The sequence below is a fragment of the Nitrosomonas communis genome (assembly GCF_900114745.1).
In the GTDB taxonomy this organism is placed as follows: domain Bacteria; phylum Pseudomonadota; class Gammaproteobacteria; order Burkholderiales; family Nitrosomonadaceae; genus Nitrosomonas; species Nitrosomonas communis_A.
Map to the genome: position 1 here is coordinate 56251 of NZ_FOUB01000003.1, position 14890 is coordinate 71140.

A 14890-nucleotide genomic window follows, 5' to 3' on the forward strand; every position below is an offset into this window, starting at 1 on the left:
ATTTTCTCATTGTTCAAAATCATTTGAGATTTTTTTGCTAAGTGGTCCGGATTGAATCAAATTAATTTAAAAATCATCCTCTCTTTCCTATCGGGTGCGCTGACTGTTCTCGGGTTTGCACCGTTTTATTTTTTTCCGATTCCTTTAGTTACCCTAGCATTACTCATCTATTTTTGGCGTCAAGATATAAAGTCTTTAAGTGCCGCAATACTGGGTTTTTCTTTCGGCATGGGAATGTTTGGTGCAGGGGTGACCTGGATTTATGTCAGTTTGCATGATTTTGGTAGTATGCCGATGCCGCTGGCTGTATTAGCTTTGATTCTGCTTTGTGCTTATCTCTCATTATTCCCTGCGTTAACGGGATGGGTTTCGGTAAGATTGCGCAATGCTGCGCCAGCTATTTGGCCCTGGATGGTTGCCTCGTTATGGATATTATCAGAATGGTTGCGTGGTACTTTATTTACCGGTTTTCCTTGGTTAGCGGTTGGGTATTCGCAGGCACCCTCTAGCCCGCTCATAGGTTTTGCACCAGTAGTGGGTGTGTATGGTATTTCGCTTCTTTTGGTTCTGAGTGCTGGCTGGCTATCCTCCTGGTTTGAGCAAAGGCGTGCATGGCGATGCTTATTTTTTCTAGGTGGAGTCTGGGCAATCGGTCTGGGACTGCAGTGGATCAATTGGACTAAGTCCCAGGGCGATGCCGTGACAGTGAGTCTATTACAGGGAAATATTCCCCAGGATCTAAAATGGCGAAAGGATCACGTTATCACGACCATGGATACTTACGCCAAGCTTATCCAGGAAAGTAACAGTCAGTTAATTGTGACGCCAGAAATATCCATTCCGCTGTTTCATGAAGATGTGCCGTTTGATTACTTATCAGAGCTTGCCGCGCATGCAAGGACAAATGAGGGCGATGTACTGATCGGCATGGCTGAATCGGTCTCATCGGACAGAAATGCATACTACAATACCATGTTTAGCCTGGGTGTATCCCCTGAACAACGTTATCGAAAACATCATCTCGTGCCATTTGGAGAATATATCCCGTTAAAGCTCGTGTTCAGCTGGGTTATCCAAGTGTTGAATATTCCTTTGTCAGATTTCTCTCGCGGCTCACTTGATCAGCAACCTTTGTATCTGGCTGGACAAAGCGTAGCCATCAATATTTGCTATGAAGATGTGTTCGGGGAAGAAATTATTATGCAGCTACCCGAGGCATCATTGCTGGTCAATGTTAGCAACGATGCCTGGTTTGGACGTTCTATCGGCCCTTGGCAGCACTTGCAGATCTCACAGATGCGTGCCTTGGAAACAGGACGATACATGTTGCGTGCAACCAATACAGGGGTAACCGCCATCATTAATCAACGCGGCAACGTCGTACAGCAATTGGAAATGTTTACCACAGCGGGTCTACATGGAATAGCCCAAGGTTATTCGGGTGCTACCCCGTATGTACGTTTTGGCAATAGTGTGGTATTAGGGCTGGCAATCTTATTGCTGATCGCCGGGTGGCTATCAGTCTTTTTTTATAGGAAACGTAAAACCCTGTAAAATACTTGCCGTCATTAACCAAACCGTTCTGAGCTAATGCTTACGTACCTATCATGATATTTCAGGATATGATTCTGACGCTCCAGCATTATTGGAGCAAACAAGGTTGTGCGCTGTTACAGCCTTATGACATGGAAGTTGGCGCAGGCACAAGCCATACCGCTACATTTCTGCGTGCACTGGGACCGGAGCCGTGGCGTGCAGCGTATGTACAGCCATCACGCCGTCCGAAGGATGGTCGTTATGGTAACAATCCGAATCGTTTACAGCATTATTACCAATATCAAGTCGTGCTAAAACCTGCTCCGCAAAATATTCTGGACTTATATTTGGGCTCGCTGCAGACATTGGGTTTGGATTTGAAACTGAATGATGTCAGATTAGTGGAAGATGATTGGGAGAATCCAACGCTTGGGGCTTGGGGGCTTGGCTGGGAAGTGTGGTTGAATGGTATGGAAGTCACACAGTTTACATATTTTCAGCAAATTGGGGGTATCAATTGCAGACCGATTACCGGTGAGATTACTTATGGGCTGGAGCGGCTGGCTATGTATCTACAAGGGGTAGAGAATGTTTTTGATTTAACCTGGACTGAAGGACTTAGCTATGGGGATGTTTATCATCAAAATGAAGTTGAACAATCGACTTATAATTTTGAATGCAGCGATACTGAATTTCTCTTCGTCGCTTTCGGTAAACATGAAGAACAAGCTAATGATCTAATGGAAAAACAATTGCCACTCCCTGCCTATGAGCAAGTCCTGAAAGCGGCGCATAGCTTCAATTTACTGGATGCCCGAGGAGCCATCTCGGTCACCGAACGTGCAGCCTATATCGCACGTATTCGTAATCTGGCGCGTCGAGTCGCACAGGCTTATTATGATAGTCGTGAACGATTGCAGCCTTCCTTTCCGCTGGCGCCGCGTGAGTGGGTAGCGCAACTCCCCAAGAAAGCAGGGTGAGCATGATACCAAGAAATCTACTTGTAGAGCTGCTGGTTGAAGAACTGCCACCCAAATCACTGCCTAAGCTGGGTACTTATTTTGCGGAAGCATTGCTAAATAGCCTGAAAAGCCAGAATTTGGCGATGTCAGATACGGTAATGACCGCATACGCAACGCCACGTAGGCTGGCTGTTCATATTACTCATGTTTTGGGGCAGGCTCCTGATCAGGCTGTGACGACTAAGTTAATGCCCATTTCGGTTGGTCTGGATAAGGAAGGGCGAGCGACGCCGGCTTTGGTCAAGAAATTGAGTAGTCTAGGCGTGGAGGCATTTGTTGTTTCGCAACTGACGCGGGCAATGGAGGGTAAATCCGAAACACTTTTTCTGGAGCGTGTTATGTCTGGTATCGTTCTTGTTGATGGGTTGCAACAAGCGATGGATGAGACGATTGCGCAATTACCCATCCCCAAAGTGATGACTTATCAGCTCGCAGATGGTTGGGAGAACGTCAATTTTGTACGTCCCGCTCATGGATTGGTTGCGCTGCATGGTGCAGAGGTCGTTCCTGTGAGCGTGCTGGGTTTGATTGCCAGCAATATGACACAAGGTCATCGCTTCGAAGCCAGCAGTCATCCTATCGTCATCAGAGAAGCGGATAGTTATAGCCAGCAACTGGAAACAGAAGGTGCAGTTATTGCGAGTTTTGCTGAGCGCCGTAGCCGGATCTCGAACCAGCTTTCCGCTGCTGCCGCCAAAGAAAATTTGCAGCTTATTCTGGATGAAGCATTACTGGATGAGGTAACAGCACTGGTGGAACATCCCAACGTGCTGATAGGGAAATTCCCATCAGAATTTCTTGAAGTACCTCAGGAATGCCTGATCCTGACGATGAAAGCCAATCAGAAATATTTCCCATTGCTGGATAGCGATGGAAAACTGGCAAATACCTTTCTGATTGTTGCGAATATTTGTCCAGCAGATACTCATTTTGTCATCGAGGGCAATGAGCGGGTCGTCCGCTCGCGTTTGGCTGATGCCAAATTCTTCTTTGACCAAGACCGGAAGAACACATTGGCTTCGCGCATTCCTGGGCTGAACAAGGTGGTTTATCATCATCAATTGGGCACACAAGGTTTGCGCATTGAATATGTACGTACCCTTGCACGCGATATCGGACAAATATTGGGTGGAAATATTCTGGCAGAACAAGCAGAGCAGGCAGCGCGATTAGCTAAAACGGATTTATTGACAGACATGGTTGGAGAATTTCCCGAGCTGCAGGGTATCATGGGGCGTTATTATGCTCAGCACGAGGGCTCGAGCGATGCGATTGCCTATGCGATAGAAGATCACTACAAACCACGCTTTGCGGGCGACTTACTGCCACGTAATCTGGTTGGCGTCTGCGTGGCTTTAGCAGATAAGCTGGAAACTTTGATCAATCTATTTGCTATCGGCCAACTACCCACCGGAGATAAGGATCCCTTTGCGCTACGCCGCCATGCCTTGGGCGTGATTCGTATCCTTATCGAAAAGGATTTGCCGCTTGAAATGAATAGGCTGGTTGAGCGAGCCATAGAAATTCTCCAGGATGAACGTATTGCAGAACAATGGGTACAGCAGGCAGTAGCCGAGATGCCACTTGCTTACGCTGAGGAGAAGACCCACCAGAAAAATATCCGTCATGCGATATCTGCAGAGGTAAGTGGGCAATTATCAGATTTTATCTATGATCGATTGGCCGTAAGTTTGCGTGAGCAGGGTTATAGTGCACAAGAAGTGGATGCTGTATTGGCACTCTATCCTCAACATTTAAATGATATTCCAAAACGACTGGCCGCTATTCGTACTTTTATTGCTTTGCCAGAGGCAGCCAGTCTTGCTGCTGCCAATAAGCGCGTGAGTAATATCCTCAAAAAGATTAGCGCTACCATCAACCCACAGGTAGAGGTTGAACTTTTACAGGCGCCTGCCGAACAAGCATTGTATCAAGCGTTAATCGATCTGAAAGATAAAGTGGATGAGGCCTTTCAGGAGAAGGATTACACGGTTGCCTTGCAAATCCTGGCAGCATTAAAAGCACCGGTTGATACTTTTTTTGATCATGTGATGGTTAATACCGATGATGACAGTCTGCGCAACAATCGTTTGGCTTTGCTTAAAAAACTTCAGCAGGTAATGAATCGAGTGGCCGATATTTCCAGACTGGCAAGCTGAAATGAAATTGATCATCCTTGATAGTAGTGGCGTGATCAATGAGGTCAGTCAAACCTTTATCAAATCACTAGATGAATGGAAACCCATACCGGGTAGCTTGGAAGCGATCTCACGACTGACCCATGCAGGTTATCGCGTGATCATTGCGACCAATCAGTCTGGGATTGGGCGCGGATTGCTTGATATGGCCACTTTCAATGCTATTAACGATAAGATGTTCAAAGCTGTTCATCACGCCGGGGGACGCATTGATGCGCTTTTCTTCTGCCCACATACTGAGCAGGATAAATGTCAATGTCGTAAACCCCAGATAGGTATGTTTCAGGAAATCATGCAACGTTATAGCGCGGATCTCAAAGGCGTTCCTGTTGTCGGTGATTCAATGCGGGATTTGCAGGCAGCGGTCGAGGTAGAGGCCATTCCGATTTTAGTACTGACTGGAAAAGGTGAAATGACTCATGCGAATGGGAATCTCCCGGAAGGTACGCAAATTTTTGCTGATCTAGCATCCGTCGTGGATACATTAGTGAAGAGAATATGATATCAGCTGTAGTGCGATCAGTGTTTTATACTATATTACAACTCCTCATCACCCCTCCCTATGCATTATTTACGCTCGCCTGTTACCCCCTTCCTCCACATTATCGTTATAAAGTGACCTACGGCTGGACATGCATCATGCTGTTTCTGCTCAGGGTAATCTGTGGTTTGCATTATCGTGTGCTGGGTGCTAAGAATATTCCCGACCGGCCAAGTATTGTGTTATCAAAGCATCAATCAGCATGGGAAACTCTGGCATTGCAACAAATTTTCCCACCCCAGGTATGGGTGCTTAAAAAAGAGTTATTACGTATTCCATTTTTTGGCTGGGGACTGGCAATGACTAACCCTATCGCAATTGATCGTAGTTCAGGTAAAGCGGCTTTACAGCAAATCGTTGAGCAGGGTAAAGAGAGATTAAAACAGGATTTCTGGATCGTCATTTTTCCGGAAGGGACGCGCATTCCTCCAGGTAAGACGGGTAAATACAAGATAGGTGGCGCATGGCTCGCCACCCACACGGGTACATTGGTTGTGCCAGTTGCACACAATGCTGGAGAATTTTGGGGGAGAAATTCATTTATCAAATATCCTGGAACGATTACAGTAAGTATTGGCAAACCCATCGATCCCACCGGTATGGAGCCTGATGAGCTTAATGCACGTGTACAAGCGTGGATAGAAACTGAGGTGTCGCGTATCAGCGATTTTGGAAAAGAAGGGCGTGATGATGAACAATTTATTTCGATCTCGAACGAGTCATTCAAAGACGCTGATAAATGAGGCGCGTACTATTACCCTGGCCGACAAGACAATCGGTTACACGCTTATTCGTCGTAACCGGAAAACGATTGGCCTGAAAATTAATCGAGAGGGTTTAACGGTTAGGGTCCCTTTGCAAGCGACTCTCAGCAGAATAGAGCAAGTACTGCACAGTAAAGCTGCATGGGTCATTAGAAGTCTGGAGATATGGAAAGAGAAAAAAATTATCCAGCCTCAGTGGTGTCTGGATAGCACTTTTTGGCTATTAGGTGATCCCTATCGATTGGTCTTGACTGAATCAGAAAAACTGCAACTGATTTCGCAAAATAATAAAACAGATCAAATTCAGGAAATAACCCGGCAAATTGCTTCGCTAACTCCGTGTCGAATCGAGAAATTCGTAATGACTTGGTATCGTAAACAAGCGCGGGCGTATATGAGTGAGCGGGTGGCGCTCTATGCAGCTAAATTAGGTGTGCCATTGCCAAAAGTGAGATTATCCAGTGCGCGCACTCGCTGGGGAAGCTGTAGTTCAAATGGGACAGTATCCCTTAACTGGCGGTTAATACAGTTGCCGCTTTCCCTGATGGATTACGTGGTAGCGCATGAATTATCTCACCTGATCGAAATGAATCATTCTGCAGCATTTTGGAAAGTAGTCGAGAGCATATATCCAGATTACCGGCAAGCGCGGGCGGAGTTAAAAAAAATCGACTGACGAGAAGATGTGCTCCAGAATTTTATTTAATTCCATTTCTAAATCAAAACTGATTTTGTCGGCTTTACCTTGCCGTATTATTGATACTGTCTGCGGCTCGCCTTCGTGTCATTTTTGATTTAGAAATGGAATAAGGTGGCCGTTCCGTAGGGAAAAACGACTATTTAGGCTGCTCTCAGCAGGAATAGTCGTTTTTAGGTTGCTGCAATTGTTACGGGGCAAAGCGTTGTAGTATATGGTTCGTCATCCCTTTGGCGAGTTCCTCTTCTCCAAAGAACACAGTGCCAATCTTCTCTTTTTGCAGGAACTGTGACTCATCTTCACTGTGAGTGCGCAGCACGATTTCGATATGCGGGTTAAGTGTACGTGTAATTTCAGCAATTTGCCGCACGTTGAGGGTGTCAGGCGTTGCGACAACCAACATTGCTGCCCCTGCAATATGTGCCTGGATGAGCACAGCTGGATCAGCCGCATTACCCGATACAGCAGCCACACCTTTCTTACGCAGATCCTCTACTAGCTCTCGGTTTTGTTCAGCAACCACATAGGGAATTTTGCGTTTATCCAGCTCCTTGGCGATGCGCCGTCCCACACGGCCATAGCCTACCAGCACCACTTGTCCTTCAAGATATTTGCGTTCGGTTGTTACCGGTAGCTCAGCGAAGGGATCCTCGCGGTGTTCCAGACGACGAGCCAATTCCGAACGCTGGAGAACCCAATTACTGATCGGTATAACTGCAGCAAATACAAATGGATTCAACGCTATGGAGATGAGCGCCCCAGCGAGAACCAAATCCATTCCTTCTGAAGAAAGCAAACCTAGTGATATTCCTAGTCCAGCAAGAATAAAAGAAAATTCCCCGATCTGTGCCAGGCTGGCAGCTACCAGCAATGCTGTATTAAGTGGATAGCGGAAGGCAAGTACAAGTCCCATTGCTGCGATTGATTTCCCGACGATGATAATCGCAACAACGCCGAGGACATACATCGGTTTCTCCATCAATATCTGTGGATCGAAGAGCATACCTACAGAGACAAAGAACAGTACAGAAAAGGCATCGCGCAGTGGTAGCGATTCTTCAGCTGCGCGATGACTGAATTCCGATTCACGCATGACCATTCCTGCAAAGAAAGCTCCTAGTGCAAATGACACATTGAACAATGCTGCTGCACTGTAGGCGACACCGATCGCTGCTGCGATAACTGACAAAGTGAAGAGCTCTCGCGAACCGATACTTGCGACTTGCCATAATAACCACGGTAACATACGGCGCCCGCCGATCAGCATCAGGGCAAGAAAAGCCGAGACCTCAAGAAGTGTCTGTCCAACCGTGCGCCATAACGGAACAGCGTCTTCGGTGGAGGTGACCGTTCCACCTAATATACCCGCAAATGAGGGTAATAGTACCAAAATGAGTACAGTAGCGAGATCTTCAACTACCAGCCAACCCACGGCGATTCGCCCGTTCATGGTTTCGAGTATGCCTCGTGCTTCAAGGGCTTTGAGCAATACGACGGTACTAGCACAAGATAGAGAGAGCCCAAAAACCAAGCCGGTACCAAAGTCCCAACCCCACCACGAGGCTATAAGCATGCCTAGCGCAGTCGCCAGCCCCATCTGTACTACGGCACCGGGTAGGGCGATACGCTTAACTGCAAGCAGATCGTCAAGAGAAAAATGCAAGCCCACACCGAACATCAGCAGCATAACCCCAATTTCTGACAACTGTGAGGCGATGTTGACATCAGCGACGTAACCTGGTGTTGATGGCCCAATGGCTATCCCTGCCAGTAGATAGCCAACCAAAGCGGGAATCTTGAGTCGCTCAGCAATGAAGCCGAATATCAGGGCAAGACCAAATCCAGCAGCAATAGTGGTTATCAATGAGATGTTATGTTCCATTCAGTTTACCTTTGGTTATAGCGGCAGTAATAGGTGAGTTTTATCAATCATTCTACAGTCAACTCGATGCGTGCAACCAATCGTCTTATTCTACAGCCTGACAGGCTTATTAAGAGTCTTCTAAAATAAAAAGGCTGTTGACTAGAAATTAATTAGTATCTCATGAGGATGATAGTATTTGCTGATCACGGCTGGGTAATGCCAGTTTCTATTGTTGGATATTCTGCATATAATGTTTCAAGCTATGCAGAGGGCAAGCAATTCATCCAAGGCTTTTCAGTATAGTTATTAAATAAATGATTCTACAGACAAACTTCTTAACTATTAAGTACTACAAGCAAGGAGAGAAAATGAAGTACCGATTTAAATTCATTACCCTGGTCTGCACATTTTTACCTTTTTATGCCCATAGCGGAGGTGATCCTGATTTTGTCAAATTTCCTGAGGGTTATCAGCAAGCCTTTACCCAATACGATACTGCCAATCGAGCCAATCAGACGCAGGTGGCAAAATTCTATGCTAATGATATTGCTATTGCGAGTTACAAAAAAGGCGAAGAAGCAACACCCGGGTCAGTGGTTGTCATGGAAATATATGAGCCTAAAAAAGATGCGGCTGGCAAGATCATTTCAGGTAAAGAGGGTATTTTTGAAATTGAAAAACTGGCAGCCGTTGCAGTGATGGAAAAAAGAAGTGATTGGGACAAAGCTTTCTCTCAGGAGAATCGCACAGGCGACTGGGGATTTGCTGTGTATAACCCGAATGGTACGCCCAAAAGCAACGACTTGAATTGTGTTCAGTGCCATACTCCTTTGAAAAATCAGGACTATCTATTTAGCTTCCAGAAGCTGGTTGATTTTGCAAAGAAAAACTGATAGTTAATGTAAGATAAATACTATTGGTAAGCTATGAACAGGCTACAAGTTTCTAGAAACTTGTAGCCTGTTTTATTATCTGACTTTGGAAAATAGTAATAGGAGTAACTACGTGCTGAAGTATGGATCATTTATTCCACTTCTAAATTAAACCTGATTTTGCCAGCTTCACCTTGGCGTATTATATAAACTGTTTACAGCTTGCCTTCGTGTCATGTTTGATTTAGGTATGGAATGAGCAATTTTATTTTTAGTGAATACTGAATTAGCGGCGCGTTGCTATTCGCTATCGGATAGGAAACAAATGCTTAAGGAAATTAGAATGAAAGTCTCGATAAGATATTTTGTTATCAAATTATTACTATTGTCCTCTCTGGCGTTTTTTCCCATGGTTAACTCCTCATTAGCTTATGCTCATACTGGTATTGACACTCAGAATGGCTGGGTACACGGTTTTATTCATCCTGTAGGTGGACTGGATCATGTGCTTGCTATGATCGCTGTGGGTCTATGGGCAACTCAAATCGGGGGGCATGTCGTATGGCTAGTACCTTTTACTTTTGTTGCTGTCATGACATTGGGTGGATTAGCAGGGATAATTGCGGTTCCTTTTGGATATACTGAAGTCGGTATTATTATTTCACTGCTGGTTTTCGGTATGTTGATTGCCGCTTCAATCCGATTGCCACTGACTATAAGCGCTATCATAGCCGGTATTTTCGCGTTTTGTCATGGTTATGCCCATGGAGCAGAAATGTCCCAAAATGTCTCAGGACTTACTTATGCGATGGGATTTGTATCTGCTACTGCATTACTTCATGCTTTGGGTATAGGTATAGGCATATTCATTAAACACAAAGGAAGCGTACAATGGTTAAAACTGGTCGGAATAGGGGTAATTTTGTACGGAAGTAGCATGGTTTTGATCGGGTAAGAGATAATTGAAAACGTAGTTTCCCTAACCAACCTGATGAGTGCTCCAATCACTGTGTTGGATGGTATGCGCTCCTCACCTATCCGCTTGGTAGGTAGCTACGCGGAAAATTCATTTTCACAATCTTTGAAATGCTGGGTAGAATCGTGTATGCATGAAATGTCATTGGCTGAAAATGTCTTGCAGATCATCGAAGAAGCAGTGCATCATCAGTCTTTTACACGCGTCAAAACGGTGTGGCTGGAAATTGGCCAGTTGACTTGTGTAGAGCCGGAAGCATTGCGTTTCTGTTTTGACGTTGTGATGCGTGGCAGTGTCGCTCAGCATGCGAGGCTGGAAATTATTGATATAGCAGGATTAGGTTGGTGCAAAATATGTATGCAAGAAGTGCCTATGGCTACACTTTATGCTGTTTGCTCACAATGTGGCAATTTTGGGCTTGAAGTATTATGTGGCGATACCTTGCGTGTCAAAGAACTTGAAGTTGAATAGAGGGAGGGACTATCATGTGTACAACATGCGGCTGCGGACATGGTTTGATACAGATAGGTGGAAAACGATTGCAGCATTCCCGTAAACCAGTGGGAGTAATCCGTTACCGAATGCCTACCAGTATGTCAAGGCAAACTTCTCTGCAGCCATCGGCTCATTATCCTGTTCATAAGCCTGACCTGATTGATTTTGGTTCAGGATCTGCGGAAGCGCATGCACCAGGCATGAGTCAAGCACGCATGGTAACAATTGAACGTGATATTCTAGCCAAGAATAACCTTTATGCTGAGGCCAATCGCTGTTACTTGACTGAGCGCGGAATTTTTGCACTCAATCTTGTCTCCAGCCCTGGTTCTGGCAAAACGACCTTATTGGTTCAGACGATTGCTGCCTTGCGAGAAGAGCAGCGTATGTACGTGATCGAGGGTGATCAGCAGACAGAAAATGATGCCGCGCGTATTCGTGCCTGCGGTGTCCCTGCCTTGCAAATTAACACAGGTAAGGGGTGTCATCTGGATGCTTACATGGTGAATCAAGCAATGCAGCAGCTTGCTGTGCGAGAGGATAGTGTATTATTTATTGAAAATGTCGGCAATCTGGTTTGTCCGGCCAGTTTTGATCTGGGCGAGGCACATAAGGTAGTCATCCTTTCTGTGACAGAAGGTGAAGACAAGCCGCTCAAATATCCAGATATGTTTCGTGCCGCAGATCTGCTATTACTCAACAAATGCGATTTACTGCCTTATCTGACCTTTGATACCGAACTCGCAATTAACTATGCCCATCGCATTAACCCTTCACTGAGAGTGATTCAGCTTTCAGCTTTAAGAGGGGAAGGAATGTCGGAATGGATAGACTGGATTAATGTTGGCTATCATCAGGTGGTAGCGAGCAAGAAGAAAATAGAAAATTCTCAACATCATGTTGATTAGCTCTACTTGGACTGATTTGCCTTTCCATTTTATTGAACTTCCTTTTACCATACCCTCGGTGCTGGCCTGTGGTGCTTGGTTAAAAAATACAGTTTGCGTTACACGAAGCCATACTGCTTTAGTCTCGCCGGTAATTGGAGATCTTGATACTGTAAACGCACGCAGTAGGCTGGATGAAACCGTGCTCCACATGTGCCAGATGCTTAATGTGCAGCCTAAAGTGGTAGCACATGACCTGCATCCTGATTTTTACAGTACGCAATTTGCACATACTTATGCAGCACAGCATGATTTACCGATTCTCGCGGTGCAACATCACCATGCTCACATTGCTGCCATTTGTGCGGAGCATGGGATCAGTGACGCTGTGTTAGGTCTAGCCTTGGATGGGGTAGGGTTGGGTATAGACAAGATGCCTTGGGGTGGAGAATTGTTACGTGTGGAAGGGGGATATTTTGAACGTCTGGGTCATTTGGCTACACTTGCTATGCCAGGTGGTGATCGGGCAGCGCGTGAACCCTGGCGTATGGCCGCATCAGCGTTATTCACTCTAGGGTATGCTCATGAGATAGCGTTGCGTTTCCCCGCTCAGCCAGCAGCTAATACTGTGGTTGCCATGCTACAACGTAATTTGAATTGCCCGGCTACTTCGAGCATGGGGCGGCTATTCGATACGGTTGCTGGCTTATTGGGAGTAAATGAAACTCAATCTCATGAGGCTCAGGCTGCCATTCATTTACAGACATTGGCCGCCTCTTATGGTAAGGCAGCTTCTCTTGAGGAGGGTTACCAAATTACCGCCAATAATGTTCTCGATTTTTCTCCGTTGCTTGCCTGGCTTATGCAATGTGCTGATGTAGCCAAGGGTGCTGCTGTATTTCATGCTACTATCGCTGATGGACTTGCCAAGTGGGTAGCGCTCGCTGCCAGTAAATACCATTGTGCTCGGATTGCACTAGGAGGAGGGTGTTTTCATAATGAATTATTACTGCAACTATTGAGTCAGCATCTTGCTGAAAATAACCTAAAAGTATTATATGCAAAACAGTTGCCACCTAATGACAGTGCTATTTCTTTAGGTCAAGCCTGGATAGCTGCACAACGGTATGAATCAATCGGCGCTTGAAGATTATCGTTTACTTGTATACCTCCTCTAATCAGAATTCTCAGTATCTGTTATAGTTAAGCATTTTGTCATTTGCAAATGTTTTACTGGACGATTAGGAGAAATGGATATATTTTTCGTGAGCATAAGTTATGCGTAGCATTGCTATTTTACTTTTTACCTTTTTGACAACGGCACTGGCACAAGCTACGACTTGGACATTGCCACCATCGGATATTGATATTATTGGTCAAGTAAAGGTTATAGAGGCGAGCCAAGAGGATACTCTGCTTGATATTGCGCGCCAGTATGGTATTGGGCAGGATGCAATATTGTTGGCTAATCCTTTCGTTGATCGTTGGCTCCCTTCTGAAGGCACCAAGGTGGTCATACCGGGTCGATACATTCTTCCACAGGCTGAGCGTACCGGCTTGGTGATTAATCTACCTGAAATGCGCCTTTATTATTTTCCCAAACCTGAGAAAGGAAAGAAACCAGTCGTCATTACTCATCCTATCAGCATAGGCAGAATGGATTGGAGTACGCCAATGGGTAAAACTACTGTCGTCAGGAAACAAAAAGATCCTACGTGGATACCGCCTCAATCACTCAAGAAAGAGGCTATAGAAGCAGGCAATCCACCACTGCCGGATTTCGTACCGCCTGGACCGACCAATCCATTAGGGCGGCATGCGCTCTATCTCGGTACTGCAGGTTATCTCATCCATGGCACTGACAAGCCCTTTGGAATAGGTATGCGCGTCACTCATGGGTGCTTGCGCATGTATCCTGAAGATATCGAAAAATTGTTTGATCAGGTGCCTGCCGGAACGCCGGTGCAATTAGTCAATCAACCTATAAAACTTGGCTGGCTGGCTGGTTCGTTGTTTATAGAATTACATCCACCATTAGAAGAAAACGAGAAGGAGTATGCCGAGGATTATATGCAGAAAGTACGTGAAGCGATTGCCATTTTTCTTGAGAAAAGCGCCAATGGTAAGAAAGCAAACCAAGCTAGAGAAGATATAATCATTGATGAAATGGCACTTGAGCTAGCAATGTTTGAAAAAAATGGTATTCCGGTCCTGATTTCAAAATAAAGTGTAATAGGCAATAAAAAAGCCCCAAATGGGGCTTTTTTATTTTGACTATATAAAAAATTATTTATACATTGATTTTTTAAACATACGATCAATTTTTTCTTCAGTTTGCATTGACCGTGAATTGGCTTCATTGGCAGTATTGAGTGCTCTGTTTGCAATATCTTTTGCTTCGTTTGCAGATGCTCTAGCTGCAGCAGCTTCTGATTTAGCAGAACTTGCATCTTGCTGAACAGCATTGAGCTGTGATTTTACTTCTTCGAGTTGCCCTGTAGTTGCACAACCAGATAATGCAACTAGAGCGCTTAGGGTTGTTACAGTGAATACATACTTAATTTTCTTATTCATCTTCATCTCCATACTGTTATTTGATTAAGACAAGACTCTAAATTCTCAACACAAGTTGTCCATTCAAGTGCAGATTCAAAAACCTATGACAACACCGCGATGCTACCTGATTTCTTAAACAATATAAAGCGTGAATGTATCATATTTACCACACTTTAATAATATTGAATTAGAATTATGAGTTAGCCAAATAAAGATTTAATTAATAAATTGAATCTATACCAGCGTCTTTGACGTGCAAGTACCACTAATAAGCAATTTATATCGATTAATCAATAATTTAAAAAAATAAAATAAATCTTAACAGTAGTGGGATAGAAGTAATGAATCCCAATCAAACTCTATTACAAATTGATATTAAAGAATTACAAATGGATCGGCAATAATGCGTTTGTATACATTTTATATACCTTAGCAATGGAACATTAAAAAAATAGCATTATGATGTAATTGTCTTGTTATAG

General features: G+C 44.7%; 14 protein-coding genes. 12 read left to right on the forward strand and 2 right to left on the reverse strand.

The window, feature by feature from the left end; translation table 11 throughout:
• Positions 1-60: 60 nt before the first annotated feature.
• From lnt to BM122_RS02060, 6 genes are all read left to right on the forward strand, one after another.
• Positions 61-1554 (forward strand): apolipoprotein N-acyltransferase, encoded by a 1494-nt coding sequence (lnt, locus tag BM122_RS02035; RefSeq protein ID WP_074903368.1) that lies wholly within the window; start codon positions 61-63, stop codon positions 1552-1554.
• A gap of 68 nt (positions 1555-1622) precedes the next feature.
• Positions 1623-2516 (forward strand): glycine--tRNA ligase subunit alpha, encoded by an 894-nt coding sequence (glyQ, locus tag BM122_RS02040; protein ID WP_256211838.1) that lies wholly within the window; start codon positions 1623-1625, stop codon positions 2514-2516.
• A gap of 2 nt (positions 2517-2518) precedes the next feature.
• Positions 2519-4717 carry a glycine--tRNA ligase subunit beta gene (gene glyS, locus BM122_RS02045; RefSeq protein WP_177198022.1) on the forward strand — a complete coding sequence of 733 codons (2199 nt, stop codon included), beginning with the start codon at positions 2519-2521 and terminating at the stop codon, positions 4715-4717.
• Position 4718: 1 nt separating this feature from the next.
• Positions 4719-5258: a D-glycero-beta-D-manno-heptose 1,7-bisphosphate 7-phosphatase gene (gene gmhB / locus BM122_RS02050; RefSeq protein WP_074903203.1), complete on the forward strand. Its 540-nt coding sequence runs from the start codon at positions 4719-4721 to the stop codon at positions 5256-5258.
• On the forward strand, positions 5255-6040 hold the full coding sequence (locus BM122_RS02055) for a lysophospholipid acyltransferase family protein (RefSeq protein WP_074903205.1): 786 nt from the start codon (positions 5255-5257) through the stop codon (positions 6038-6040). Before gmhB ends, BM122_RS02055 begins: the two co-directional genes overlap by 4 nt.
• A complete protein-coding gene (locus BM122_RS02060; protein WP_256211839.1) occupies positions 5985-6737 on the forward strand; it encodes a M48 family metallopeptidase in 753 nt (250 codons plus the stop codon). Before BM122_RS02055 ends, BM122_RS02060 begins: the two co-directional genes overlap by 56 nt.
• Positions 6738-6948: 211 nt before the next feature.
• Here BM122_RS02060 and ybaL read toward each other — a convergent pair whose 3' ends face one another.
• A complete protein-coding gene (gene ybaL / locus BM122_RS02065; RefSeq protein ID WP_074903209.1) occupies positions 6949-8640 on the reverse strand; it encodes a cation:proton antiporter domain-containing protein in 1692 nt (563 codons plus the stop codon).
• Between the two features lie 350 nt (positions 8641-8990).
• On the opposite strand from ybaL, the gene BM122_RS02070 reads away from it, so the two are divergent.
• The 6 genes from BM122_RS02070 (at position 8991) to BM122_RS02095 (ending at position 14078) form a co-directional block, all read left to right on the forward strand.
• Positions 8991-9515 carry a cytochrome P460 family protein gene (locus BM122_RS02070; RefSeq protein WP_074903211.1) on the forward strand — a complete coding sequence of 175 codons (525 nt, stop codon included), beginning with the start codon at positions 8991-8993 and terminating at the stop codon, positions 9513-9515.
• A gap of 322 nt (positions 9516-9837) precedes the next feature.
• Complete coding sequence (locus tag BM122_RS02075) at positions 9838-10449, forward strand: HupE/UreJ family protein (RefSeq protein WP_074903213.1); 612 nt, start codon at positions 9838-9840, stop codon at positions 10447-10449.
• A 36-nt stretch (positions 10450-10485) separates the two neighbouring features.
• On the forward strand, positions 10486-10941 hold the full coding sequence (gene hypA, locus BM122_RS02080; RefSeq protein ID WP_256211840.1) for a hydrogenase maturation nickel metallochaperone HypA: 456 nt from the start codon (positions 10486-10488) through the stop codon (positions 10939-10941).
• A gap of 14 nt (positions 10942-10955) precedes the next feature.
• Positions 10956-11873, forward strand: coding sequence for a hydrogenase nickel incorporation protein HypB (hypB, locus tag BM122_RS02085; protein WP_074903214.1), 918 nt, complete (start codon positions 10956-10958; stop codon positions 11871-11873).
• On the forward strand, positions 11863-12999 hold the full coding sequence (locus tag BM122_RS02090) for a Kae1-like domain-containing protein (RefSeq protein ID WP_074903216.1): 1137 nt from the start codon (positions 11863-11865) through the stop codon (positions 12997-12999). Before hypB ends, BM122_RS02090 begins: the two co-directional genes overlap by 11 nt.
• Positions 13000-13130: 131 nt before the next feature.
• Positions 13131-14078, forward strand: coding sequence for a L,D-transpeptidase family protein (locus tag BM122_RS02095; RefSeq protein ID WP_074903218.1), 948 nt, complete (start codon positions 13131-13133; stop codon positions 14076-14078).
• Positions 14079-14138: 60 nt separating this feature from the next.
• On the opposite strand, the gene BM122_RS02100 is transcribed toward BM122_RS02095, so the two are convergent.
• Positions 14139-14426 (reverse strand): Lpp/OprI family alanine-zipper lipoprotein, encoded by a 288-nt coding sequence (locus tag BM122_RS02100; RefSeq protein ID WP_074903219.1) that lies wholly within the window; start codon positions 14424-14426, stop codon positions 14139-14141.
• Positions 14427-14890: the final 464 nt, after the last annotated feature.